The sequence below is a fragment of the Variovorax sp. GW821-FHT09D05 genome (assembly GCF_059416325.1).
Genome location: NZ_JBWKOZ010000009.1, coordinates 338,932 through 363,528, shown reverse-complemented (window position 1 = coordinate 363,528; position 24,597 = coordinate 338,932). Strand labels below are relative to the sequence as shown.

Annotated in this window: 27 protein-coding genes; 17 read left to right on the top strand and 10 right to left on the bottom strand. The window is 67.4% G+C overall.

The annotated features are described in order from the left end of the window. Positions 1-21 precede the first annotated feature (21 nt). Entirely contained in the window at positions 22-1,629 is a 1,608-nt protein-coding gene (locus AC07O3_RS25330; RefSeq protein WP_495340607.1) for a M14 family zinc carboxypeptidase, read from the top strand. 6 nt (positions 1,630-1,635) lie between these two features. Here AC07O3_RS25330 and AC07O3_RS25325 read toward each other — a convergent pair whose 3' ends face one another. The 5 genes from AC07O3_RS25325 to purM all read right to left on the bottom strand — a co-directional run bounded on the left by AC07O3_RS25325 (position 1,636) and on the right by purM (position 6,093). Next, positions 1,636-2,637 (bottom strand): GlxA family transcriptional regulator, encoded by a 1,002-nt coding sequence (locus tag AC07O3_RS25325; protein ID WP_495340606.1) that lies wholly within the window; start codon positions 2,635-2,637, stop codon positions 1,636-1,638. Further along, the gene (locus AC07O3_RS25320; protein WP_495340605.1) at positions 2,601-3,230 is read right to left on the bottom strand and encodes a DJ-1/PfpI family protein; all 630 of its coding nucleotides are present in this window, start codon (positions 3,228-3,230) and stop codon (positions 2,601-2,603) included. The genes AC07O3_RS25325 and AC07O3_RS25320 overlap by 37 nt, the downstream gene beginning before the upstream one ends. 5 nt (positions 3,231-3,235) lie before the next feature. Beyond that, the gene (locus AC07O3_RS25315; RefSeq protein WP_093075520.1) at positions 3,236-3,796 is read right to left on the bottom strand and encodes a cysteine hydrolase family protein; all 561 of its coding nucleotides are present in this window, start codon (positions 3,794-3,796) and stop codon (positions 3,236-3,238) included. 120 nt (positions 3,797-3,916) lie between these two features. Then, the gene (locus AC07O3_RS25310; RefSeq protein WP_176928696.1) at positions 3,917-5,002 is read right to left on the bottom strand and encodes an AI-2E family transporter; all 1,086 of its coding nucleotides are present in this window, start codon (positions 5,000-5,002) and stop codon (positions 3,917-3,919) included. A 50-nt stretch (positions 5,003-5,052) separates the two neighbouring features. Then, positions 5,053-6,093 carry a phosphoribosylformylglycinamidine cyclo-ligase gene (purM, locus tag AC07O3_RS25305; protein ID WP_097199763.1) on the bottom strand — a complete coding sequence of 347 codons (1,041 nt, stop codon included), beginning with the start codon at positions 6,091-6,093 and terminating at the stop codon, positions 5,053-5,055. Between the two features lie 130 nt (positions 6,094-6,223). Between purM and hda the strand changes: the two genes are divergently transcribed. The 6 genes from hda to AC07O3_RS25275 all read left to right on the top strand — a co-directional run bounded on the left by hda (position 6,224) and on the right by AC07O3_RS25275 (position 11,615). Continuing rightward, positions 6,224-6,910 carry a DnaA regulatory inactivator Hda gene (hda, locus tag AC07O3_RS25300; protein ID WP_305367572.1) on the top strand — a complete coding sequence of 229 codons (687 nt, stop codon included), beginning with the start codon at positions 6,224-6,226 and terminating at the stop codon, positions 6,908-6,910. Between the two features lie 27 nt (positions 6,911-6,937). Continuing rightward, positions 6,938-8,572: a polynucleotide adenylyltransferase PcnB gene (gene pcnB, locus AC07O3_RS25295; protein ID WP_097199762.1), complete on the top strand. Its 1,635-nt coding sequence runs from the start codon at positions 6,938-6,940 to the stop codon at positions 8,570-8,572. Then, positions 8,569-9,207: a 2-amino-4-hydroxy-6-hydroxymethyldihydropteridine diphosphokinase gene (folK, locus tag AC07O3_RS25290; RefSeq protein ID WP_093049659.1), complete on the top strand. Its 639-nt coding sequence runs from the start codon at positions 8,569-8,571 to the stop codon at positions 9,205-9,207. The genes pcnB and folK overlap by 4 nt, the downstream gene beginning before the upstream one ends. A gap of 5 nt (positions 9,208-9,212) precedes the next feature. Beyond that, complete coding sequence (locus tag AC07O3_RS25285) at positions 9,213-9,821, top strand: trimeric intracellular cation channel family protein (protein WP_093049662.1); 609 nt, start codon at positions 9,213-9,215, stop codon at positions 9,819-9,821. A gap of 125 nt (positions 9,822-9,946) precedes the next feature. Further along, complete coding sequence (locus AC07O3_RS25280; RefSeq protein ID WP_012746613.1) at positions 9,947-10,591, top strand: DUF47 domain-containing protein; 645 nt, start codon at positions 9,947-9,949, stop codon at positions 10,589-10,591. Between the two features lie 13 nt (positions 10,592-10,604). Next, positions 10,605-11,615, top strand: coding sequence for an inorganic phosphate transporter (locus AC07O3_RS25275; protein WP_093075515.1), 1,011 nt, complete (start codon positions 10,605-10,607; stop codon positions 11,613-11,615). 3 nt (positions 11,616-11,618) lie between these two features. Here AC07O3_RS25275 and AC07O3_RS25270 read toward each other — a convergent pair whose 3' ends face one another. Then, positions 11,619-12,065 (bottom strand): TM2 domain-containing protein, encoded by a 447-nt coding sequence (locus AC07O3_RS25270; RefSeq protein WP_093049669.1) that lies wholly within the window; start codon positions 12,063-12,065, stop codon positions 11,619-11,621. Continuing rightward, complete coding sequence (locus AC07O3_RS25265; RefSeq protein ID WP_093049672.1) at positions 12,062-12,586, bottom strand: GNAT family N-acetyltransferase; 525 nt, start codon at positions 12,584-12,586, stop codon at positions 12,062-12,064. The genes AC07O3_RS25270 and AC07O3_RS25265 overlap by 4 nt, the downstream gene beginning before the upstream one ends. 179 nt (positions 12,587-12,765) lie before the next feature. Here AC07O3_RS25265 and rpsP point away from each other — a divergent pair, with 179 nt between their 5' ends. The 8 genes from rpsP (at position 12,766) to AC07O3_RS25225 (ending at position 18,944) form a co-directional block, all read left to right on the top strand. Then, positions 12,766-13,029 (top strand): 30S ribosomal protein S16, encoded by a 264-nt coding sequence (gene rpsP, locus AC07O3_RS25260; protein WP_093049676.1) that lies wholly within the window; start codon positions 12,766-12,768, stop codon positions 13,027-13,029. A 15-nt stretch (positions 13,030-13,044) separates the two neighbouring features. After that, positions 13,045-13,599, top strand: a complete 555-nt coding sequence (rimM, locus tag AC07O3_RS25255) for a ribosome maturation factor RimM (protein WP_495340604.1) — start codon at positions 13,045-13,047, stop codon at positions 13,597-13,599. Positions 13,600-13,615: 16 nt separating this feature from the next. Next, positions 13,616-14,362 (top strand): tRNA (guanosine(37)-N1)-methyltransferase TrmD, encoded by a 747-nt coding sequence (gene trmD, locus AC07O3_RS25250; RefSeq protein ID WP_495340603.1) that lies wholly within the window; start codon positions 13,616-13,618, stop codon positions 14,360-14,362. A gap of 110 nt (positions 14,363-14,472) precedes the next feature. Beyond that, complete coding sequence (gene rplS, locus AC07O3_RS25245; RefSeq protein WP_093172085.1) at positions 14,473-14,856, top strand: 50S ribosomal protein L19; 384 nt, start codon at positions 14,473-14,475, stop codon at positions 14,854-14,856. Positions 14,857-14,985: 129 nt separating this feature from the next. Continuing rightward, a complete protein-coding gene (locus AC07O3_RS25240) occupies positions 14,986-15,729 on the top strand; it encodes a CoA pyrophosphatase (RefSeq protein WP_495340602.1) in 744 nt (247 codons plus the stop codon). A 62-nt stretch (positions 15,730-15,791) separates the two neighbouring features. Further along, the gene (locus tag AC07O3_RS25235) at positions 15,792-16,793 is read left to right on the top strand and encodes a CobD/CbiB family protein (RefSeq protein ID WP_093075510.1); all 1,002 of its coding nucleotides are present in this window, start codon (positions 15,792-15,794) and stop codon (positions 16,791-16,793) included. 19 nt (positions 16,794-16,812) lie between these two features. Further along, a complete protein-coding gene (gene hisC, locus AC07O3_RS25230; RefSeq protein WP_426391855.1) occupies positions 16,813-17,904 on the top strand; it encodes a histidinol-phosphate transaminase in 1,092 nt (363 codons plus the stop codon). 14 nt (positions 17,905-17,918) lie between these two features. Further along, positions 17,919-18,944 carry a hypothetical protein gene (locus AC07O3_RS25225; protein ID WP_495340601.1) on the top strand — a complete coding sequence of 342 codons (1,026 nt, stop codon included), beginning with the start codon at positions 17,919-17,921 and terminating at the stop codon, positions 18,942-18,944. Positions 18,945-18,957: 13 nt separating this feature from the next. Here the strand turns inward: AC07O3_RS25225 and rsgA are convergent, their stop codons facing one another. Genes rsgA through AC07O3_RS25210 form a run of 3 tightly spaced genes read right to left on the bottom strand, consistent with a single transcriptional unit; the run spans position 18,958 to position 21,564 of the window. Continuing rightward, positions 18,958-19,911, bottom strand: a complete 954-nt coding sequence (gene rsgA, locus AC07O3_RS25220) for a ribosome small subunit-dependent GTPase A (protein WP_097199757.1) — start codon at positions 19,909-19,911, stop codon at positions 18,958-18,960. A gap of 12 nt (positions 19,912-19,923) precedes the next feature. Next, positions 19,924-20,274 (bottom strand): 4a-hydroxytetrahydrobiopterin dehydratase, encoded by a 351-nt coding sequence (locus AC07O3_RS25215; RefSeq protein ID WP_093049703.1) that lies wholly within the window; start codon positions 20,272-20,274, stop codon positions 19,924-19,926. 30 nt (positions 20,275-20,304) lie between these two features. Continuing rightward, positions 20,305-21,564, bottom strand: coding sequence for a M48 family metallopeptidase (locus AC07O3_RS25210; protein ID WP_097199756.1), 1,260 nt, complete (start codon positions 21,562-21,564; stop codon positions 20,305-20,307). A gap of 59 nt (positions 21,565-21,623) precedes the next feature. Here AC07O3_RS25210 and orn point away from each other — a divergent pair, with 59 nt between their 5' ends. Together orn and AC07O3_RS25200 are read left to right on the top strand one after the other, a co-directional pair. Continuing rightward, a complete protein-coding gene (orn, locus tag AC07O3_RS25205) occupies positions 21,624-22,220 on the top strand; it encodes an oligoribonuclease (RefSeq protein WP_426391857.1) in 597 nt (198 codons plus the stop codon). A 254-nt stretch (positions 22,221-22,474) separates the two neighbouring features. Next, on the top strand, positions 22,475-24,385 hold the full coding sequence (locus AC07O3_RS25200) for a DEAD/DEAH box helicase (RefSeq protein ID WP_495340600.1): 1,911 nt from the start codon (positions 22,475-22,477) through the stop codon (positions 24,383-24,385). Positions 24,386-24,597 lie beyond the last annotated feature (212 nt).

Here is a 24,597-nt window from a genome sequence, read left to right as displayed (position 1 = left end):
TGCCGGGAGAAAATGCGCGCCATGCTGCGCACCCCCTCCCTCCGCCTCCTGTGCGTTTCCTGCCTGGCCCTGCTGCCAGCCCTTTCGGCCCAGGCCCAGTTCGACCCCGCCAAGGCGTGGGTCGAGCCGCAGGCCATCGCCGCGCGTTTCCCCAATCCGCCGGTGAGCTACGCCACGCCGGGCTTTCGTGCCGGGCGCACCGACTTTCCCTCGCACGTCGAGGTGCTGGCCTTCCTGAGCGACCTTGCGCGCCAGTCGCCGAACGTTCGCGTCGAGCGCCTGGGCCTGACGCAGCAGGGACGCGAAATGCCACTGGTGGTGCTGGCCGACCAGGGGCGAATCGATCCCGCGCGGCCTACCGTGATGGTGATCGGCCAGCAGCACGGCAACGAGCCGGCCGGTGGCGAAGCGGTGTTGGCATTGGCGCAGCAGTTCGCCAGCGAGCCCGGCGCCGCGCTGCTGAAGAAGGTGAACCTGGTGCTGGTGCCGCGCGGCAACCCGGACGGCGCCGAGCGCTTCACCCGCGTCACCGCCAACGGCATCGACGTGAATCGCGACCACCTGCTGCTGCGCACCCCCGAGGCGCGCATGCTCGCGGCCGCCACCTTGCGCTACCAGCCGCAGGTGGTGCTCGACCTGCACGAGTTCACCGTCGGCGGCCGCTGGATCGAGAAGTTCGGCGCGGTCATGAAGTACGACGGCCTGCTGCAGCCTGCCACCGTGGGCAATCTCGACTCCGCCATCGCCCTGAGCGCGCAGCGCGACTATGTCGACGCCATCCAGGCCGCATTCACGCAGGCCGGCTTGCAGGGCTTCAAGTACCACACCACCTCCGGCGGCAAGAGCGAAGACCGCACCGTGTCGATGGGCGGCGTGCAGCCCGACACCGGACGCAACGTGAGCGCGCTGCGCCAGGCCGTGAGCCTGCTGCTCGAAGTGCGCGGCGTGGGGCTCGGGCGTGCGCACTTTGCGCGCCGCGTGCACACGCAGGTACTGGCCGCCACCACCGTCATCGAGACGGCCGCGAAGCAGGGGCCGGCGCTGATGCAGCTCACCGCGCAGGCTGGCCAGCGCGCCAAGGCGCAGGCCTGTCATGGCGATCTCGTGGTTGAGGCCTGGCAGACGCCGACGCGGCAGCGCCTCGAATTCCTCGATGCGAAGACCGGGGAAGACAAGACCGTCGACGTCGAATGGCGCGCCGCCGAGCCGCTCAAGATTGCCAACGCGCGCCCGCGCCCGTGCGGCTATCTGCTCGCGGCCAGCGAGACCACGGCCGTGCAGCGCCTGCAGATGCTGGGCGTGCGCGTGGAGCGCATCGACAGCGCGGCGCCCTGGCAGGTGGAGCGCTACGAGATCCTGTCGCAGACCGACGGCCAGCGGCAGGATGCGCGCGGCGCCATCGAGGACGGCGAGGCGATCCGCGCCTTCCGCGTGCGGCCGCGGGCCGGTCGCGCGGTGGTGCAGCCGGGGAGCTTCTACGTGTCGCTGGCGCAGCCGCTGTCGCCGCTGGTCAGCGCGGCGCTGGAGCCCGACTCGCAGAACAGCTATGCGGCCAACCGGCTGCTGGAGATCGGCGACGACAGGCTGCTGCGCGTGCCCGGGCCGGCGCCCGTCGGCGTCTGGCACTGAGCGTTTTTAGGCCTTGAAAGCCGAGCCCGCCTCCGAAGGCGAGCCCGGCAACCCGAACTGGTGCCACGCGCGGCGCAGTTGGGTGTCCGAGCCGAAGCCCGATTGCTCCGCCGCCCGCGTCACGCTCGCGCCCGAGGCCAGCGCGAGTTGCGCAGCTGCGAGCCGCAGCCGCCGCAGATAGGCCAGCGGCGCCACGCCCGCATGCTCGACGAACAGCCGCGTGAGATGCCGCGCCGAGGTGTGCCCCACCTCGGCCATGCGCGGCACGCTCCAGTCCGCCTGTGGCTGTTCGCTGACCGCGTCCTGCACGCGATGCAGCGCGGCATGCAGGTGGTTGCGGTAAGCGAGAAAGGGCGACAGCTCCGGGTCGTGCGGGCCGCGGCGCAGCGCCACCACCATGGTCTGCGCGACCTGCGCTGCGAGCGCTTCGCCGCACAGCCCGGCGATGCGGTGCAGGACGAGGTCGATGCCGGTCGTCACGCCCGCGCTGCTGTACAGCGGCGGATCGATCACGAACACGCGGTTGCTGACCACGTCGCAGCGCGGCTCCACGGCACGAAGTTCGTCGAGGTGCTGGTGGTGCGTGGTGGCGCGCCGGCCCGCCAGCGCACCGGCATGCGCGGCCAGCACCGCGCCGGCGCAGATCGTCAGCAGCTCCAGCCGGTCGCGTTCGAAGCGCAGGCCGCGCAGCCAGTGCAGCAGGTCTTGCGTCTCGGGGTTGTCGATGGCGATGGTGTCGCCGGGCAGGCCGACCAGCACGATCCAGCCGGGGCCGTCCCACTGCGTCGGCAAGGGCGAAAGCCCGGCCAGCGCGACGCCGACCGAGCCCATCGTCGTCGGCCGGGGGCTCGCGAACTCGATGGCAAAACGCTCGGGCTGGCCCATTGCGCGCAGCCGCTGGTTGGCGATGCGCAGCGCCTCGGCCGGGCCGGCCCAGTCGAGCACGATGCTGCCGGGCAGGAGGACGAAGACTACGCGGATGGGTCGTGGCCGGGGTTGCGGGTCCATGCGTAGTCCATCTGGCGCGCGGTGCGCTCGGCCAGTTCGCGTCCGGCCAGCCGCTCGACGAGGTGCAGGCTCATGTCGATGCCGGCGCTGATGCCCGCGGAGCTGACGATGCGGCCGTTGTCGACCCAGCGCACTCCGTCGCGCACGTCGAGCGAAGGAAAGCGCTCGCGCAGGTCGGCGATGTCTTCCCAGTGGGTGGTGACGGTGTCGTTCGTGATCACGCCGCTTTCGGCCAGCAGGAAGGCGCCGGTGCAGACCGAGGCGACGACCTGCGCACCGGCTGCGCTGTGGGCGATCCAGCGCAGGGTGTCGGGGCTGGCCATCGGCGCGTCGACCACGCCGCCGGGAACGATCAGCACGTCGGCCTTCGGGCTGTCGGCCAGCGTGTGGTTGGCCAGCAGCTGCAGACCGGCGCGCGCCTGCACGGGCTGGCCGTGTGCAACGTGGGCCACCGATGCGACATCGAACGGCGCCGCGGTGCCCGGCTGCATCCGCTGGCTGACCCGGCTCGCGGTGGTGAGCACTTCGAAGGGGCCGGCGAAGTCCAGCGCTTCGACGCCGTCGAAGGCGAGGATGAGCACGCGCAAGCTCATGCCGCTCACGCCACGGCCCGCTCGAGCGCCTGCGCCACGGTGCAGACGGTGGCGAAGCGGCCCTGCAGCACGGTGGCGGTGCGGGCCTTGATGTCGGCGGCTGAAAGCGGCTGGCCGTTCGGCTGCACCATGTCGAAGGTGAGCGTGGCGTCGGTCACGTAGTCGACCTCCCAGCCCAGGTCCGAGGCGTGGCGGGTTGTGGTTTCGCAGCACTGCTCGGTGCGGATGCCGCTCACGATCAGCCGGCCGATGCCGTTCTGCGTGAGCCAGATGTCCAGCCCGCTGTTGACCAGCGCGCTGTGGCGGTGCTTGGTGAAGGTGGCTGCTGCGGCAAAGTCGGCAAGCCCGCCGATGGGGCGCACGTGGCCCGATTCGACGGCAAACGGGTTGCTCGCATCGGAGGGCTCGTCGGTGTGAAAGACCCGCGCGATCGGCACGCCGGCGGCGGCGCAGCCTTCGATCAGCGCGTTCTGCGCGGCGAAGTAGGGAGTGGCCTGGCTCTCGGACCAGTACGCGCGCTGGCGGAACGATTCCTGGGCGTCGATCACAATCAGACAGGTTTTCATGGCGGGGCTCGCAGAGGCAAAGTGGATGATGCCGCCTATTCTTCTGCCTTGCCAGCCCGCAGTCCGCTCGCGGCCGGACCAAAACCGATCAGATCAGGACATTGCTGCCCGACGGTTGCCTCAGACCAGCGATGCCGCCTGCAGCTCTTTCTTCAGGTACGCGTAGTACAGCGGCGCCGCCACCAGCCCGGCTGGCCCGAACACCGCCTCGGCCACGAACATCACAGCCAGCAGCTCCCACACGCTCATCTGCGTGCGTGCACCGACCACCTTGGCGTTGATGACGTACTCGGCCTTGTGGATCACGATCAGGAAGATCAGGCACGCCGCCGCCGTGACCGGCGACACCGACAGCCCCACCAGCGTGATCACCGAGTTGCAGACCAGGTTGCCCACGATCGGCACCAGCCCCGCCAGGAAGGTGAGGGTGATGAGCGCCGGCGTGTACGGAAGGTGAGCCCCCCACGTCGGCATGATGAACAGCAGAAAGATCGCCGTGAGCAGCGTGTTGAAGGCCGCGATCCAGAACTGGGCGGCCACGATCTGGCCGAAGGCTTCGCCGAAGGTCCGCACGCGCTGGTGTAGCTGGTCGGCCAGCGGCAGGCGGCGCAGCGGCGCGTGCGCCACGGCGGCCAGGCCGCCCACGATCAGGCCCACGTACGAAAAGAGAATGCCGTGCAGCCAGGCGCGCCCAGCCACGGCCAGCGAGCCGGCCTGCGCGCGCAGGTAATTGGCGATCACCCGCTGCACCTCGGCCGCGCCCTCGGGCAGGTAGACAGCGATCTCGACCGGCAGCTTGGAGCGCAGCTCCAGCACCGTGCGCGCCGTGTAGTCGAGCAGTTCGCGGTACTGGTCAGGCGCGTCGACGATGTATTCGCGGGCCTGCGACAGCAGCAGCGTGATCAGCGCGATCGGCCCCACCAGCACGAGGATGACGGCCAGCACGCCGGCCCAGCCATCGGCGCGCTGGCCGCCGAGTGCCGGAATGCGCCGCATGCCCGCACTCAGCACCCGTGCGAACCACCGCGTGGCCAGGAAGCCGATGCAGACGCACAGCAGCCCCGGCAGCAGGTGCTCCCACATCACCAGCAGCAACGCGGCCAGCATCAGCAGGTAGCTTGCGATCATCACGCCGCGCGAGGCGGCCGGGCGGTGGACGGGGGCCGTTGTCACGGCGGGGCTGATGGGTTGTGGCTTCTTGGCCATCCGGTGCGTCGCGTGCTCTGTTCAGGACATTGTGGATGGGCAGCCGGCGCTCAGCCGACGACTACCGCGGCGCCTTCGCCGCGCTCGGCGATCACGCCGATCTCGTGCACCGATTCGCCAGCGGCGCGCAGCGTAGCGGCGCAGGCGGCGGCTTCAGCCGCGTCGATCACGACCACCATGCCGATGCCGTTGTTGAAGGTGCGGTTCATCTCGATGTCGTCGATGCCGGCCACCTTCTGCAGCCAGGCGAACAGCTCGGTCTGCGGCCAGCTGCCCTTCTTGAGGTGGGCGGCGGTGCCTTCGGGCAGCACGCGCGGGATGTTCTCGAGCAGGCCGCCGCCGGTGATGTGGGCCAGCGCCTTGATCGGGTGCTTGTCCAGCGCTTCGAGCACCGGCTTCACGTAGAGGTGGGTGGGCTCCATCACGGCTTCGCGGAAGGGCTTGCCGTCGAGGGTGGCGGGCAGGTCGGCCCCGGCGCGTTCGATCACCTTGCGCACCAGGCTGAAACCGTTGGAGTGCACGCCGGCCGAGGCCAGGCCCAGCACCACGTCGCCGGGCTTGACGTTCTGGCCCGTGAGGATCTTCGACTTTTCGACCGCGCCGACCGCAAAGCCCGCCAGGTCGTACTCGCCGGCCGGGTACATGCCGGGCATTTCGGCGGTTTCGCCGCCAATGAGAGCGCAACCCGACAGTTCGCAGCCGCGGGCGATGCCGCCGACCACGGCAGCGGCCGTGTCCACGTCCAGCTTGCCGCAGGCGAAGTAGTCGAGGAAGAAGAGGGGCTCGGCGCCCTGCACCAGCACGTCGTTGACGCTCATTGCCACCAGGTCGATGCCGACCGTGTCGTGCATGTTCCATTCGAAGGCCAGCTTGAGCTTGGTGCCCACGCCGTCGGTGCCGCTCACCAGCACCGGCTCCTTGTAGCGCTTGGGCACCTCGAACAGGGCGCCGAAGCCGCCGATGCCGGCCAGCACTCCTTCGCGCATGGTCTTCTTGGCCAGGGGCTTGATGCGGTCGACCAGCGCGTCGCCGGCATCGATGTCGACACCGGCATCCTTGTAGCTGAGAGGAGTGGGCGTAGGGGAAGTCATGGGTGGTCGAGGTCAGGAAGGACGCGAAGAGTAGGAGCGGAAGGCGGCGCCGGTAACCATGGTGGCCGGGCCGATAGAATTCCTCACGATTTTAAGGGCCCTCGCGGCCCCCTCCATGAACCTTCCCGGGATGAAACAGCTCGCGCTCGATATCGGCATTGCGACGGGCCCCAGCTTCGACGCCTTTTTTGCCGGCCCCAACGAGGCGGCGCTGCGGCACCTGCAAGTGTGGGTGGGCGGCGCCGGCAGCCCCGCGCTGCACTCGCCGGTGCCAACCTATCTGTGGGGCGAAGGCGGCAGCGGCAAGAGCCATCTGCTCGAATCGGTGCGTGTCGCACTGCGCGAGCAGGGCGCCAGCGTGGGCTGGCTGCACGCCGGCCTGCTGGAGCCGCCCGAGTTCGACGAGCGCTGGGGCGCCGTCCTGCTCGACGATGTGCACCTCTACACCGCCGTGCAGCAGCACGCGGCCTTCAACTGGTTCGTCAACGCCCAGACCCTGCAGCGTGGCGTGGTCGCCGCTGGCGCCTTGCCGCCGGCCGACCTGCCGCTGCGCGAAGACCTGCGCACCCGCCTCGGCTGGGGCCACGTGTTCCACTTGCAGGTGCTGAGCGAAAGCGAACGCCGCGCGGTGCTGCGCCAGGCCGCCGATGCGCGCGGCGTGATGCTGTCCGACGACGTGCTCGACTACATGCTGCACCGATTCAGCCGCGACCTCGGCAGCCTGATGGAGCTGCTCACACAGCTCGACGGCTATGCCCTGCAGACGCAACGCGCGATCACCATTCCGCTGATCCGCTCCATGCTCGAGAACGAATAAAAGAGCGAACTAGGCTTTCAACCAATAATGATCAAGAAATTCATCGACAAGCTGCTCGGCAAGACCGCCGGCGGCACGCAGGGCAAGAGCCGCTTCGGCAAGCGCCAGGAGGTGCCGGCAGAGGTTCACAAGATCGATCCGGCCCTGGTCGACGAACGCGCGAAGAACGTGGTCACCACACTGCAGCAGGCCGGCTACGAGGCGTACGTGGTGGGTGGCGCGGTGCGCGACCTGCTGCTGGGGCTGCGACCCAAGGACTTCGACGTGGCCACCAATGCCACGCCCGAGCAGGTCAAGTCGCTGTTTCGCCGTGCATTCATCATCGGGCGGCGCTTTCGCATCGTGCACGTGGTGTACGGCCGTGGGCGCGAGCACGAGGTGATCGAGGTCTCGACCTTCCGCGCCTACATGGACAACGCCGCGGCCGAGCAGGTGGCGGGCAACGAGCGCACCAGCAAGGGCGAGCTTGCCAGCATGAAGCACGCCGTGGACGCCAGCGGCCGCGTGCTGCGCGACAACGTCTGGGGCCCGCAGGAAGAAGACGCGGCGCGCCGCGACTTCACCGTCAACGCCATGTACTACGACCCGGCCAACCAGGTCGTGGTCGACTATCACAACGGCATCAAGGACGCCCAGAAGCTCACGCTGCGCATGATCGGCGACCCGGCCACGCGCTACCGTGAAGACCCGGTGCGCATCATTCGCGCCATCCGCTTCTCGGCCAAGCTCGCGGCCCTGGGCTTCAAGATGGAAGCCAAGACGGCGGCCCCGCTGGTCGAATCGAGCAAGCTGCTGGCTGACGTGCCGCAAAGTCGCCTGTTCGACGAAATGCTCAAGCTGCTGCAGACCGGCCACGCGATTGCGACCGTCGAGCAGCTGAACAAGCTCGGCCTCGCCCGCGGCATCTATCCGTTGCTCGACGTGGTGGTGGAGCGCGCCGACCAGCCCTTCGTGAAGGCCGCCCTGCAGGACACCGACCGCCGCGTGGGCGAAGGCAAGCCCGTGGCGCCCAGCTTCCTGCTGGCCTGCGTGCTGTGGGCCGACGTGCGCGACGGCTGGGCCCAGCGCCAGGAAGGCCGCCACGGCCAGCGCCCGCAGCCGCCGTTCCCGGCGCTGCAGGACGCCATCGACGATGTGTTCAACGCCCGCATCGGCGATGTCTCGGGCCGCGGCAAGCTGGCCGCCGACATGCGCGAGATCTGGATGATGCAGCCGCGCTTCGACAAGCGCACCGGATCCACGCCCTACAGCCTGGTCGAGCAGGCGCGTTTCCGCGCCGCCTTCGACTTCATGCGCCTGCGCGCCGACGTGGGCGAGGTGAGCGAGGCGATTGCCGAGTGGTGGCAGGAATTCAGCACCGCCGACGACGTGCGCCGCCAGGACCTGCTGGAGCAGGTGCGTGAGGAGCAGAAGGTGCGTCAGCGCGTGCGGGTGCGCGAAACCCCGGCGCCGAAGCCGCGCGGCGGTGAACCGGCTGCGCGCAAGAGCCAGGCCCCCGATTCGGAGCAGGACGACGAAGTCGAAGAGGTTGAAGTAGAAGCCGGCGCCGTGCCGCCCGATGGCGAGGCGGTACCGCGCAAGCGCCGGCGTCGCCGCAAGCCCCGCACCGGAGGTGGTGGCGGTGCTGGTGGTGGGGGCGGCGGGAGCGCCGGAGGCGCATGAGCACGCCCAACCGGCCGAAGGACGGCAAGCCAGGCCCCAAGGCCAAGGCTGCACCGCCGCGTGCGGGCGGTGGTGCCAAGCCACCGTCTGCAGGCGCCAAGAGCGGACCGCCCGCGCGCCGCGCGCCCACCCGTGCTCCTTCGCGCAGCCCGCGCGGCCCGCGGGAGGACTACCCCACGGCACAGGCTTTCATCGCCATCGGCGCCAACCTGGGCGATGCCGAGGCAGCCGTGAAGGCCGCCATGGCCGACATCGGCGCGCTTCAGCGAACCGTGGTGACGGCCCGTTCGTCGCTCTATCGCAGTGAGCCGGTGGATGCCGAAGGCCCCGATTTCATCAACGCCGTGGTGGCGGTGCGCACCGGCCTGGATGCCGAGCAGTTGCTCGTGGCGTTGCAGCGCCTGGAGGCGCTGGCCGGCCGCGAAAGGCCGTTTCCCAACGCGCCGCGCACGCTCGATCTCGATTTGCTGATGCACGGCAACTCGGTGATCGACACGCCCACGCTGACCTTGCCGCACCCCCGCATGCGCGAGCGCGCCTTCGTGCTGAAGCCGCTCGCCGAAATCGCGCCCGACAAGGTGCCGCGCGCGGCGCTGGCGCGCGTTACGGGCCAGGTGGTCAAGCGCATCGTCTGAAGGCTGTGCTGCTCTACGTCCTCGATCTCGCCGGCGTGGCGGTCTTCGCGGTCAGTGGGGCGCTGGGGGCCGGCCATGCGGGCCTCGACTGGCTGGGCGTGGTGGTGATCGCTTCGGTCACCGCGGTGGGCGGCGGCACGCTGCGCGACCTGCTGCTCGACCGCCATCCGGTGTTCTGGATCCGCGACACCCGGTATGTCTACGTGATCCTCGCGGCTGCGGCGCTCACCATCGTCTGGGTGCACCTGTTGCCAGTGCCGGAGCATGCGCTGGCCGTTGCCGACGCCCTGGGGCTCGGCCTGTTCGCCATCACCGGTGCGCAGGTGGCCGAGGAGCGGCGCCTGCCGGCCGTCATCGTGCTGCTGGTCGGCACCATGACCGGTGCGGCCGGCGGGCTGCTGCGCGATGTGTTCACCGCCCGCGTTCCGCTGCTGCTGAGCAGCGGCATCTACGGCTCGGCCGCCATCGCGGGCATCGCGGCCTACCTTCTGCTGCAGGCGGCTGGAACGCCGCGGCGCTGGGCCTTTCACGCCGGCGTGCTGCTGATCGTGGCGCTCCGCCTGGGCGGAATCTACGGCGGCTGGCACCTGCCGGTGCTGCGCTTGCCAGCCTGAATTGAGGGGGGGCCGGCGGCCCCGAAAAGCCGGCCGGGCCGGGCAGGGGCCGCGCGCCCGTTAAACTTCGCCGGTTTTTCATCAAGGCGTCATGAAACTGTGATTGGCGCTCCCCTGGAGTTTTCATGTTCGGCAAGCTGCTGCCCCGCGAGGGCAATTTCTTCGAGATGTTCAACCAGCACGCCGAGCGCATCGTGGAGGCGGCGAGGGCCTTCGAGCAGCTCGTTGCCAACTACAGCGACGTGCATCTGCGCGAGCAGTACAACCGCGACGTCGACAACGCCGAGCGCGCCGCCGACCGCGTGACGCACGACGTCAACCGGCTGATCCACAAGACCTTCATCACGCCCATCGACCGCGAGCAGATCCACAAGCTCATCAACACGATGGACGACGTGGCCGACCTGATCCAGGACTCGGCCGAGACCATGGCGCTGTACGACGTGCGCCACATGACCGACGAGATCGTTCGCCTCACGGCACTGAGCGTGAAGTGCTGCGACCGCCTGAAGGACGCCGTCAAGTTCCTGGGCAAGATCGCCGACCCGGCCGTGGCCGAGGCCACGCTGAAGACCTGCGAGGAAATCGACCGCCTCGAATCGGACGCCGACCGCGTGATGCGCAGCGCCATGAGCAAGCTGTTCCGCGAAGAGCCCGACGTGCGCGAGGTGATCAAGCTCAAGGCGATCTACGAGCTGCTCGAGACGATCACCGACAAGTGCGAGGACGTGGCCAACGTGATCGAGGGCATCGTCCTCGAGAATTCCTGAGCGGGCAGCGCTGATGGCAACGGTTCAGGTCGCCCTCTGGGTGGTGATAGTGCTGGTCGCGCTGGCGATCCTGTTCGACTTCATGAACGGGTTCCACGACGCCGCCAATTCGATTGCGACGGTGGTGTCCACCGGGGTTCTCAAGCCGGGGCAGGCCGTCGTGTTTGCGGCCTTCTTCAACCTGATCGCGATCTTCATCTTCCATTTGAGCGTGGCCGCCACCGTGGGCAAGGGCATCGCCCAGCCGGGGGTGGTCGACGTGCACGTGGTGTTCGGTGCGCTCGTCGGCGCCATCAGCTGGAACCTCGTGACCTGGTACTACGGCATTCCGAGCAGCTCGTCGCACGCGCTGATCGGTGGCATCGTGGGCGCGGTGATCTCCAAGACCGGTACCAGTGGCCTGGTGGCCTCGGGCATCTGGAAGACGGTGGCCTTCATCTTCGTGTCGCCGCTGCTGGGCTTCCTGCTGGGTTCGATGATGATGGTCGTGGTGGCCTGGGGCTTCCGGCGCGCCACGCCGTCGCGCGTGGACCGCTGGTTCCGCCGGCTGCAGCTTGTTTCGGCCGGCGCCTACAGCCTGGGCCATGGCGGCAACGATGCGCAGAAGACCATCGGCATCATCTGGATGCTGCTGATCGCCACCGGCTATGCCAATGCCGGCGACGCGAGCCCGCCGACCTGGACCATCGTGAGCTGCTACGCCGCGATCGCGCTGGGCACGATGTTCGGCGGCTGGCGCATCGTGAAGACGATGGGCCAGAAGATCACCAAGCTCAAGCCCGTGGGCGGCTTCTGCGCCGAGACGGGCGGGGCGCTGACGCTGTTCCTGGCGACGGCGCTGGGCATTCCGGTGTCGACCACGCACACCATCACGGGCGCCATCGTCGGTGTCGGCTCGACGCAGCGCGCGAGCGCGGTGCGCTGGGGCGTGGCGGGGAACATCGTGTGGGCGTGGATCTTCACGATCCCGGCCTCGGCGTTCGTGGCGGCGATTGCCTACTGGATCAGCATCCAGCTGTTCTGACGGCTACTGCGAGATCTTCCGGCCCTCTTCGACCTGGTGCTCGAAGTAGCGCTGGAAGCTGAACACGATGCTGGCCATCAGGATCGTGCTGCCGAAGAAGAGCGAGAGCACGACGGCACCGATGGTGAACCAGTTCGTGCGGCCGGGTTCCGCGTCGGCCGGCGCGCTGGCGTTGAAGCGGGCATTCCACTTCTCGGGCGTCATGAGGCCATAGATGATGGCCATCAACGCGCAGCCTGCGATGGTGAAGCCCAGCAGCGGGATCAGCGCCCAGCTAACGCCGTCGTCCACGCCGTACATGCGCACGCGCTCGATGCCGTAGATGCCCAGCGCCGTGGGAATGGGCAGCAGCCAGCCGAGCAAGTCGCCCATGCCGCGCAGGTAGAAGCGGTGCAAGCCGAGCGGGCCGCCGAGGAAGGAGAGCCAGGCGGCAACAGTCTTGTTTTTCATTCGGGTTTGGTGGTGCTGCCTTCGCCGAGCACTTTTTCCATCAATACGACATCACGCCATTCGCCGAACTTCCAGCCGCAGTCTTTCAGCACGCCCACGTGCGTGAAGCCCTGGCTGCGGTGCACGCCGACGGAGCCGGCGTTGGCCGAATCGCCGATCACCGCGATCAGCTTGCGCACACCGGCCGCCTCGGCAGCCTGCGACAGCGCTGCCAGCAGCTTGGCGCCCAGACCCTTGCCGCGTGCTGACTCCGACATGTAGATCGAGTCTTCGGCCGAAAAACGGTAGGCCGGGCGCGGCTTGAACCAGTTGCAGTAGGCAAAACCCAACACTTCGCCATTTTCTTCGGCAACCAGATACGGCAGGTTCTTGCCCAGTACGTCGGCCCGGCGGGCGGCCATGTCGGCGGGGGAAGGAGGCTCCGTTTCGAAGGTGCCGGTGCCGTGCAGCACGTGGTGGGCGTAGATGGCGGCGATGGCCTCGACGTCTTCGTCGCGGCTGGGGCGGATGGTGAGGGGCATGCGGTGGAAACGGGTGGCGCAAGGCCGGAATTCGGAGAAAACGCGGGTCGGGCTATAATCGCGGGCTTTTCAGCGTGTCGCTGGCCGGGTGGCCATGTCGCGTGTCTCGACGCTGGAAGAACATTGTGAGCGGGCCTCTTCTTCATCCATAAGGCCTGCTGACCACCCAAGGATAAATCATGGTCGTCATTCGACTCTCCCGCGGCGGCTCCAAAGGCCGTCCGTTCTTCAACATCGTCGTGTCGGACAAGCGCGTTCGCCGCGATGGCCGTTTCATCGAGCGCCTGGGTTTCTACAACCCGACCGCCAAGGAAAACGAAGAAAGCATCCGTATCGCCCAGGACCGCCTGGCCTACTGGAAGAGCGTCGGCGCACAAGCTTCGCCCACCGTTCTGCGCCTGATCCGTCAAGCCGCCTCGGCAGCTCCCAAGGCGGCGGCCTAAGCCGTCCGCACGGCGATGCTGCCCGCACTCGAAACCGCCGAATTGCCGGCGGATGCGATTGAAGTAGGGCGCATCGCCGATGCCTGGGGCATCAAGGGCTGGTTCAAGGTCCTGCCCCACAGCGCCCAGCCCGAGGCGCTTTTTTCTTCCAAGCGCTGGTTCCTGCAGGCTCCCGGAGCCTCGGCAAGCACCGCTTTCCGGCTCGCGATCCGCGAGGCCAAAGAACATTCCGACTGCATCGTCGCCACATCCGAGGACGTGCCCGACCGCAATGCGGCCGAGGCGCTGCGCGGTGCGCGCGTGTTCGTGCCGCGCTCGAGCTTTCCTACGGCCGGCGACGACGAGTACTACTGGGTCGACCTGATCGGCCTGTCGGTGGTCAACCGCGAAGGCGTGGTGCTCGGCACCGTGCGCGAGCTGCTCGCAACCGGCCCGCAGACCACGCTGGTGCTCACCGCCGAAGAAGACGGCAAGGCCATCGAGCGCATGGTGCCCTTCGTCTCGGTCTTCGTCGACAAGGTCGACCTGGCCGGCCGTCTCATCACGGTCGACTGGCAACCCGATTTCTGATCCGGACCTTGCGCGCATGCGCTTCGACGTCCTCACGCTTTTTCCTGAACTGTTCGCTCCTTTCATGGCCAGCGGCGTGACGCGCCGTGCCTACGAGTCGAAGCAGGTCGAAGTCGTCTTCTGGAATCCGCGCGATTTTGCGCAGGGCAATTACAAGCGCGTGGACGATCGCCCCTTTGGCGGCGGTCCAGGCATGGTGATGATGGCGGAGCCGTTGGCGGCCTGCCTTGATGCGGCGCTGGCTGCACGCGGCGCAGAGGCGCCCGTCGTGTTGTTTTCTCCGATCGGGGAGGCGCTGCGCCATGAGGCGGTCGAGAAGTGGTCGGCCAGCGAAGGCGCGGTGCTGATCTGCGGCCGCTACGAAGGCATCGACCAGCGCTTCATCGACGCGCGCGTCACTCACCAGATCAGCCTCGGCGATTTTGTTCTCTCCGGCGGCGAGATCGCAGCCATGGCGCTGCTCGATGCCGTGGCCCGGCTGCAGCCGGGCGTGCTCGGCGACGAGGCCAGCCACGTGCAGGACAGCTTCAATCCCGCGCTCGACGGTCTGCTCGACTGTCCGCACTACACGCGGCCCGAACAGTGGAACGGGCAGGGCGTGCCGGCGCCGCTGCTCTCGGGTCACCACGCCCAGATCGAGCGCTGGCGGCGTGACCAGCGGTTGGTCATCACGGCCGCACGGCGCCCCGACCTGATCGACGCCGCCCGCGCGGCGGGTCGTCTTGGCAAAGCCGATGAGGCCGCGCTGAAAAAAAAGCTATAATCCTCGGTTCCCCGATCCTCTGCCCGGCCGCGCCCGGTCTTTTCCCGGTCATCCCGTGAAAGCCCAAGGCGCCTTTTGTGTAGCCCGACACGATCGACTTTCAGGAAATCATGAACCTCATCCAGACCCTCGAGCAGGAAGAAATCTCCCGTCTCGGCAAGACCATCCCCGATTTCATGCCCGGTGACACGGTCATCGTCAGCGTGAACGTCGTCGAAGGCACCCGCAAGCGCGTGCAGGCCTACGAAGGCGTTGTGATCGCCAAGCGCAACCGTGGCCTCAACAGCGGCTTCACCGTGCGCAAGATCTCCAGCGGCGAAGGCGTGGAGCGTACGTTCCAGACCTACAGCCCGCTGATCGCCGGTATCGAAGTCAAGCGCCGTGGCGATGTGCGCCGCGCCAAGCTGTACTACCTGCGCGACCGCAGCGGCCGTTCGGCACGCATCAAGGAAAAGCTGCCGAGCAAGTCGACGGCTGCAGCGGCTGCCAAGTAAGCAGCTCGCCTGTCGTGCAAAAAAGCCGCCGCTCTGGCGGCTTTTTGCATTGTTGCCCCCGCTCAGCGACAACCTTCCTTTTTTCCGCTCTACTTCTTTCTTTCCTCCGCCTCAGGTACGTTTCATCTCTTGACCAACTCATCCATTCCTCCGCAGGCCGTATCCGTCGAACCCGTCAACGCCGTGGCGCCGCCCACGCTGCTGCAGTTCGACCCGCGCAAAGTGCCGTTTGTGGCCGGAGGAGTCGAGGGATTGCCGGCGGTGTCGGCCGTGCAGCTGACGGCACAGGCATTGCGGACGCGCTTCGCGACACCGCCTGCCTGGACGCCGGAGCTGCGGCGTGATCCGCGGATGACCGACCGCGTTCCCGCGCAGGCTGCGGTGCTGGTGCCGATCGTGCAACGCCCCCAGGGCGCGACCGTGCTGCTGACCGAGCGGACCTCGAATCTGTCGACGCATTCGGGGCAGGTTGCGTTTCCCGGTGGCCGCGTCGACCCGGAGGACGCCAACATCGCGGCTGCCGCTTTGCGCGAGGCCTGGGAGGAGGTCGGCCTCTCGGCGCAATACATCGAGGTTCTGGGCAACCTGCCGACCTACACGACGGTGACCTCATTCATCGTGACGCCGGTGGTTGCGCTGGTGCAACCTGACTTCGAGCTCACCATCAATCCTTATGAGGTCGCGCAAGCCTTCGAGGTGCCGCTCGCATGGCTGATGGACCCGGCCAATCACCGCCACCACACCGTGCCCGCGCCCGATGGCACCCGGCGCCAGTGGTACTCGATGCCCTACCAGGACGGGCCCGACGAGCGCTTCGTGTGGGGCGCGACCGCGGGCATGCTGCGCAATCTCTATCGTTTCCTCGCGGCCTGACTGAATCCGCGGCTCGAATGAAGATGGCCTGAACCTTCAGGCGCTCTCGCTATCATCGAAGGATGAGCTTTTTTGCCATCCTGTGCGCGCTGCTGATCGAACAGGTGCGGCCCCTGGGCCCGCACAACCCCGTGTACGGCGCGGTGCTGGCGTGGACACGCTGGACCAGCCGCAACTTCGACGCGGGCAAGCCGCATCACGGATGGATCGCTTGGGGCCTCGCGGTGTTCGTGCCCACGCTCGGCGCGCTGGGTGTGCACTGGCTGCTGGTGCTCACGCTCGGCCTGCCGTTCGCGGTGCTCTGGAGCATTGCGGTGCTCTACGTCACGCTGGGCTTCCGGCAGTTCAGCCATCACTTCACCGACATCCGCGACGCGCTCGACGAAGGCGACGAGCCGCTCGCGCGCTCGCTGCTCGCGCATTGGCAGGGCGTTGATGCGGCCAACCTGCCGCGCAGCGAGATCGTGCGCCACGTGATCGAGCATTCGGTGATCGCAGCGCATCGCCATGTGTTCGGCGTGCTCGCGTGGTTCTCGATCATTGCGGCCATCGGTCTTGGGCCTGCGGGCGCAGTGTTCTATCGCATGAGCGAGTTCGTCTCGCGCTACTGGGCGCACAAGAACGGCGCTGCCGTGCAGCCGTCGAGTGTTTCGGTGCAACAGGCCGCGGATCGCGCCTGGCACATGATCGACTGGCTGCCCGCGCGCATCACGGCGCTGGGTTTCGCGGTGGTCGGCAGCTTCGAGGAAGCGATCGATTGCTGGCGCAATGACGCACAGCGTTTCCCCAATGAGAACGACGGTGTGATCCTCGCGGCCACGTCGGGTGCGGTCAACGTGCGCCTGGGCGGTGGTTCGCTGCGCCCGATTCCGGTCACCGACCCGCTGCCGCGCGCCCAGGCCGGCGAATCGCTGGCCGACGGCCGTCGCACCGACACCGGCAGCACGCCGGGGCGCGAGCCCGAGCCCGGCCACCTGCGCAGTGTGGTGGGTCTGGTCTGGCGCTCGGTCGTGATGTGGATGGTGCTGCTGGCCTTGCTCACCCTGGCTCGCCTGCTCGGTTGAGCGAAGCGGCGAACGAACCATGACACATCCCGTGCCGGCCTTCTGGAGCCCGCGCATCGGCGCGCTCGAACCCTACGTGCCCGGCGAGCAGCCGCGCATCGCGAACCTTGTCAAGCTCAACACCAACGAGAACCCGTATCCGCCGTCGCCAGTCGCCATCGAGGCCATCCGGCGTGCGGCCGAGAACGGCCTGGAGCGCTATCCCGACCCCACCTCGCTCGCGCTGCGTGAAGCCGTAGCGCGGCGGCATGGCCTGCGGGTCGACGAAGTGTTCGCGGGCAACGGCTCGGACGAAGTGCTCGCGCACGCCTTCTTCGCGTTCTTCCAGCAGGCCGAGCCGCTGCTGATGCCCGACGTGAGCTACAGCTTCTACAAGGTCTACGCGCAGTTGTACGGCATCGTCTGCGAGCAGCAGCCGGTGGACGAGGGCCTGCGCATCGATGTCGACGCCCTTGCAGCGCGTGCCCGCCAAGGTTGCGCAGGCATCGTCATCGCGAATCCGAACGCGCCGACCGGCATCGGCCTGCCGCTGTCGCGCATCGAGCAACTGCTCGAAGCCTGCCCCGATCGCGTGGTGCTGGTCGACGAGGCATACGTCGATTTCGGTGGCGAGAGTGCGTTGCCGCTGATCGACAAGCACCCGAACCTGCTCGTGGTGCAGACCCTGTCCAAGTCGCGTTCGCTGGCTGGCCTGCGGGTCGGCTTTGCCTGCGGCCAGGCGCACCTCATCGACGCGCTGGTGCGCGTCAAGGACAGCTTCAACTCGTACCCGCTCGACCGGCTGGCCTCGGCCGGCGCCGTCGCCGCGCTCGAAGACGAAGACTGGTTTCGCAGCACCCGCGACAAGATCGTCGACACCCGGGAGGGCCTCGGCCTGCAGCTCGAAGACCTGGGCTTCGAGGTGCTGCCGTCGCAGGCCAATTTCGTCTTCGCACGCCATCCGCAGCGCGACGCTGCCGAACTGGCGGCCCTGCTGCGCGAGCGTGCGGTGCTGGTGCGGCATTTCAAACAGCCGCGCATCGCGCAGTACCTGCGCATCAGCATCGGCACGCGCGAGCAATGCAGCACGCTGGTCCAGCGCCTGCAGGACATCCTCACTCCAAACCCCTGAAGGAACCCCTGGCGATGCCAACCCACGACACCGATCCGCGCACAGCGGCCTGCACAGGCTTCTGGCAAGCAGTGAGCGCCCGGCTCGAGAGCCTGCGCGCCTTGCCCGCTCGCGAATTGATGGAAGGGTTGAACGAACTGCTCGAACCCTTCTTTCCGCGGCTGGCGGCCGAAGTGGCTGGCGAGCCGCCTGAGTTCAAGCTGGTGCTGACGGCGCACGGTTCGGTAGACGACTTCGAGGATCTGATGGCGCTGGTGCAAAGCAGCCCCAAGCTGCCGCAGGTCGAGGTGGAAGCCTTTCGTCAGCGTTCGAGCGATGGCTTCGGCATGCGCATGAACGACTTCGAATTGGCAAGCTCCGAAGTTCTTGTGAAGCACGAGCTCTACCGGGGGCGGGTGGCGCTGGAGATCGGCTTCGCCAAGCCCATCCCGATGGACATGCAGGACCATGCGCGCCACATGAGCCTCATCATGCTCGACCATATCCTGGGCGAGTACGACTTCGCGGTGAAGGTCGGGGCGGTCGACTACGTCGAGGCCGACGCGCACGCGGATTTCGATGGCGTGCCGCTCGACGATTTCGTGCCCGTGTTCGACGCCTGCTGGCGCGACGAACTCGGCCACACCGGTGTGTTTCCCCAGGGTGAACACGCCTGGTCGGGCATGAACGCGACGCGCATGGCCGAGGACGACCGCGAGATCGAGGTGATCGTCATGCGCAATGACGCGGCCACTGCCTTGGTGGGGCGCGCCGACCTGTGCCATCGCCTGTCGACGGCAGTGCCGGTCGAATCGGGTGAGGAGTTGGAAGAGGCACGCGTCTACGAAGACCGGCTGACGGCGCGGCTGCAGACGCACGAAGCAGGCTGCTGCACGCACGTGGTGTTGGAGGAGGGCGTTCGCACCGTCCACTTCCAGGTGTCCGACCCTGAGGCAGCGATTTCGCATGCTCAATCGCTGCAGGACGACATGGACCTGCCGGTGACGTTGGACCTTGTCTTCGACCCGACCTGGAAGTCCTACCGCATCTGGCTCGGCTGAAGCTGCCTTTCGGTCAGTACCGCTTCTGGCTCAACTCGGCGAACAGCTCGCCATAAATCTTGTAGCGGCTCGCGCTGATGGCGCCTGGTCCGCTGCTTGCTGTTTCCACGTTCGCAATCACGCCGCAGCCCGGCTCGTGCAGATGCGTGCAGTTGTAGAACTTGCAGTCGTTCGCATGCTCGGCGATGTCCGGCATGAGCCCGGCGAGCTGCATCGGCGCGATGTGGTTCAGGCCGAACTCCTGGAAGCCCGGCGAGTCGATCAGGCCGGTGGTGCGGGCTTCATCGATCCAGTACCAAGTGGTGCTCGTGGTGGTGTGCTTGCCCGAGTTCAGCGCCTGCGAAATCTCCTGGGTCAGCACGGTCGCGCCCGGCACCAGCAGATTGGTCAGCGTGCTCTTGCCCGATCCGGAAGGGCCGAGCACCAAGGTGGATTTGCCGGCCAGAAGCTTCATCAGCGAGGCGTAGTCCGCCTCGCCTGACGCCTTCAGCGACAGGGGCAGCACGCCGTGGTGCATGCGGCGGTAGGGTGCCAGCTTGGTCCATGCGCGCTCGAAGGGCTCGACAAGGTCGCTTTTGTTGAGCGCGATGATCGGCGTGATGCGCTCGGCCTCCGCCGCGATCAGCGCGCGGGCCAGCTGATGTTCGGAAAACTCCGGCTCGGCCGCGATCAGGATCAGCACATGGTCGAGGTTGGCAGCGAACGACTTGGTGCGGATCTCGTCCTGCCGATAGAACAGGTTGCGCCGCGGCAGCACCTGCTCGATGGTGCCTTCGTCCTCGCTGGCCTGCCAGTGCACGCGGTCGCCGACCACGGCCTGGCTCTTCTTGCCGCGCGGGTGGCAGATCAGCCGCTCGCCCGTGGGCGTTTCGACGAGGCAATGACGCCCGTGGCTGGCAACGACAAGGCCGTCGTGGAGTGCCTTCGCAGCAGCGGCTGCGGGCGTGGCGCGGCCGGGCTTAGCCAAGGGCTCGTTCCGTCATGCGGCGGGGGGCGCGACCAGCGCGTCGGCCTGGCGGGCGCAGTCGAAGTCGGTGACCGACAGGCCGCCCACGTCGTGCGTGTTGAAGCGCACTACGCAGCGGTTGTAGTGCACCGCCAGGTCGGGGTGGTGGTCTTGCGTGTGCGCCACGAAAGCCAGCGCGTTCACGAAGGCGATGGTCTCGAAGTAGTTGGCGAAGCTGAAGGTTTTCTCGATGGCGACGTTGGCGCCGTCGCCGGTGAGCATCCAGCCGTCGAGGCGCGCCAGGCCGGCCACGATCTCGGTGGCGCTCAGCGCCTTGCGGGGAGGGAGGTTCTTCCAGTCCTTGGGCTTGAACATGCTGCTCATGATGGGCTTCTTCGAAATGAGGGGGTCGGGTCAGGCGGCCGTCATGCGCGCAAGGCGCTCTGAGGCCGGCGGGTGCGAATAGTAGAACTTGACGAACACCGGGTCGGGCGTGAGCGTCGAGGCGTTGTCCTGGTAGAGCTTGAGCAGGGCGGCCGACAGGTCGGCGCCGCTGGTTTGCGCCACTGCGTAGGCGTCGGCCTCGAACTCGTGCTTGCGCGACAGTCGTGCGGGCAGCGGAGCAACGAAGAAGCCGAACACCGGCACGGCAATCATGAACAGCAGCAACGCCAGCGCGCTGTTGGGTGCCGTCATGTTGGGCTGCACGCCCAGGCCCGTGTAGAACCAGACCTGCGTCGACACCCAGCCCAGCAGCGCGAAGCCAGCCAGGCTCAGGGCGAACATCGCGACCAGCCGCTTCACGATATGGCGGTGCTTGAAGTGTCCCAGTTCGTGCGCGAGTACGGCCTCGACCTCGCCGGCGTTGAGCTGGCGCAGCAGCGTGTCGTAGAACACCACGCGCTTGCTGGCGCCGAAGCCGGTGAAATAGGCGTTGGCATGGGCGCTGCGCGTGCTGCCGTCCATCACGAACAGGCCCTTGGCCGCGAAGCCGCAGCGCTTCATCAATGCCGTCACGCGCTCCTTGAGCGTCGGGTCGTCGAGCGGCTTGAACTTGTTGAACAGCGGTGCGATGAAGGTCGGGTAGATCAGCATCAGCAGCAGGTTGAATCCCATCCACGCGCCCCAGGACCACAACCACCACAGCTGCCCGGCCGCGCCCATGAGCCAGAGGATCAACGCCGCGATCGGCAGGCCGATCACCGCGCCCAGCAGCGTCGACTTGAGCGTGTCGGCCAGCCAGAGCTTCCAGGTCATCTTGTTGAAGCCGAAGCGCTCTTCGAGCCTGAAGGTCTGCCAGAGCGTGAAGGGCAGTTCGAGCAGGCCGCCGATGGCCGCGAAGGCTGCCAGCAATGCCAGCTGCTGCGCCATGCCGCCGCCGATCCACGCCAGCAGAAGCTTGTTGAGCACGTCGAGGCCGCCGAGCAAGGTCCAGCCCAGAAGCAGCGCTGCGCCCCAGGCCATCTCGACCAGGCCGAAGCGCGCCTTGGCGATGGTGTAGTCGGCCGCTTTCTGGTGGGCGGCGAGGGTGATGGTCTGCGCGAAAGCGGCCGGCACGGTGCCGCGGTGCTGCGCCACATGGCGCACCTGCCGCGTGGCCAGCCAGAACTTCACGAGCAGGCCTGCGACCAATGCTGCCGCAAAGGCGATGGTGAAGATGAGCGAATAGGACATGGAGCGGTGAGTTTAGTCCCCGCTATCTGGGGCCGCAGCCCTTCGACGACAATCCTGCGATGCCTGAATCCCTTGAACCGACGCCCCCCGCAGCTGCGCCCACCCTGAAGAAAAGCGACCAGAACCTGGTCTGGCTGGACTGCGAAATGAGCGGCCTCGACCCCGAAAAAGAGCGCCTGCTCGAAATCGCCGTGGTCGTTACCGGCCCCGACCTCACGCCCGTCATCGACGGCCCCGTGCTAGTCATTCACCAGAGCGACGCCGTGCTCGACGCCATGGATGCCTGGAACAAGGGCACCCACGGCCGCAGCGGCCTGATCGACAAGGTCAAGGCATCCACCCTCGACGAAGCCGCCGCCGAGCAGCAACTGCTGGAATTCATCGCCAAATACATCCCGCGCAGCGGTTCGCCCATGTGCGGCAACACCATCGGGCAGGACCGGCGCTTCCTGGTCAGGTACATGCCCAAGCTGGAGGCGTACTTCCACTATCGCAACCTGGACGTCAGCACCCTCAAGGAGCTGGCCAAGCGCTGGAAACCCACGGCCTACAGCAGCTTCAAGAAGCAGCAGGCGCATACCGCGCTGGCCGATGTGCACGAATCCATCGAGGAACTGGCGCACTACCGTGAGACCTTTCTGCGCCTGACGGATTGAGCAAAGCCGGGGATTAGGTAAAAACCCGAATCCATGCCATAATCGCAGGCTTCGCTGATCGGGAAGGTATTTCAAGCCCGGCCAGCGTCTCTTGCATCTCCCTATCTTGCACACCGCGCCCGATCGCATTCGCTGATCAAAAAGGGCCGCAACCTCAGGCGTCAGCCCGAAGTTGAATGTCGTTGGATGGTTGATGTTTTTAACCACCAACGGGGCGCCGCCTACGGCAGCGCTCGCGTTTGAGATTGATATTCATGACCGACGCTTTTGAAGCGCAGGGCGAGTTCGCGCCTGTGCAATCCGCTACCCACAACGAATTCACCGCCGCCACGGACACCATGTCCGAGGCGCCCATCCTCGAGGCGCTGGATGCAGCTGCCCCCGAAGCTGCCGCGGCCGAAGAGCCCGCCAAGCCCAACGGCTTCATCAAGCTGGGCCTCGCGCCCGAGCTGATCGCCGCCGTGGCTGACCTGGGCTTCACCCAGCCCACCACCGTGCAGGAAAAGGTCGTGCCGATCGCCATGGGCGAAGAGGGCGCTGCCCGCTTCGTCGACCTGATGGTGTCGAGCCAGACCGGCTCCGGCAAGACCGCCGCCTTCCTGCTGCCCGTGCTGCACACGCTGCTCAAGCGCCAGGCCGAGGCAGAAGCCGAAGCCAAGGCCGAGTTCCAGCGCCTGGCCGCCGAAGCTGCTGCCCGCGGCGAAGCCCCGCCCAAGAAGCCGAAGCGCAAGGATCCGACCAACGCCCGTCATTTCAAGGCCGCCACGCCCGGCGCCCTGATCCTGTGCCCGACGCGCGAACTCGCGCAGCAAGTCGCGCACGACGCCATCGAACTGGTTCGCCACTGCCGCGGCCTGCGCATCGCCAACGTGGTGGGCGGCATGCCTTACCAACTGCAGATTGCCAAGCTGCAGAACGCCGACCTCGTGGTTGCCACGCCCGGCCGTCTGCTCGACCTGCAACGCTCGCAGCAACTCAAGCTCGACCAGGTCAAGTTCCTGGTGGTCGACGAAGCTGACCGCATGCTCGACCTCGGCTTCTCCGACGACCTGGCCGAAGTCAACCAGCTCACCATCGAGCGCCAGCAAACGATGATGTTCAGCGCCACCTTCGCGCCGCGCATCCAGCAGCTGGCCCAGCGCGTGATGCGCGAACCGCAGCGCATCACCATCGACAGCCCGCAGGAAAAGCACGCCAACATCAAGCAGGTGCTGTTCTGGGCCGACAACAGCCAGCACAAGCGCAAGCTGCTCGACCACTGGCTGCGCGACACCAGCATCAACCAGGCGATCGTGTTCGCGAGCACGCAAGTCGAGTGCGACGGCCTCGCCAACGACCTGCAGCAAGAAGGCTTCAGCGCCGTGGCGCTGCACGGCGCCCTGAGCCAGGGCCTGCGCAACCGCCGCCTGATGGCGCTGCGCCAGGGCCAGGTGCAGATCCTGGTGGCCACCGACGTTGCCGCCCGCGGCATCGACGTGCCGACCATCACCCACGTCTTCAACTTCGGCCTGCCGATGAAGGCCGAGGACTACACCCACCGCATCGGCCGCACCGGCCGTGCCGGCCGCGACGGCCTGGCCGTCACGTTCGCCGAGTTCCGCGATCGCCGCAAGATCATGGACATCGAGCACTACAGCCGCCAGCAGTTCAAGGCCGAAGTGGTGCCGGGCATGGAGCCGCAACAGCGCATGCCGCAATCGCGTCCGCCGCAAGGCGAATTCCGCGGCGGCCGTGGCGACAACCAATCGCGCGACCGCAAGTTCGGTGGCGGCGGTGGCGGTGGCTACCGCGGCGGTAATGGTGGCGGCAACGGCGGCAACGGCGGCAACGGCGGCTATGCCGGCGCCAGCGGCTTCAACGACCGCAACTCGCGTGGTCCGGCCGCACCGGGCCCGCGTGGTTTCCAGGGCGGCCAGAATGCCGGTTTCGGCGGCGGCCGTGACGAAGGCGGCAACGGCGGCGGTGCCGGCTACGGCCGCAAGCCGGGCTGGGGCGACAGCGCTCCGCGCGGCGGCCACGGTCACGGCGGTGGCCGCGGCGATGGCGGCTTTGCACCGCGCGAGGGCTTCGCGCCCCGCGGCAATGGTGCTGCCGGTCATGGCGGCCCGGGCAAGGTGTTCGTGCCCCGCGACGCGCAAAAGCGCGCGTTCAAGCCCAGCCGCTGATCCTGCTTCCCGAGCGGCCTGACGGCCGCCTCGCCCCCAGAAAGCCCGCGCTTCTAACGAACGCGGGCTTTTTCATTTCGGGTTTCCGAGCAATCAGGTGACGTCGAATTTGATTGACATCTGAATCGATGAAAAGTAATGTAATAAGGCATTATTTCCCCGGATCCGTCCTGCGGCCGCCGGCTCATCGACACCTGCTTTTCGACTTTCGA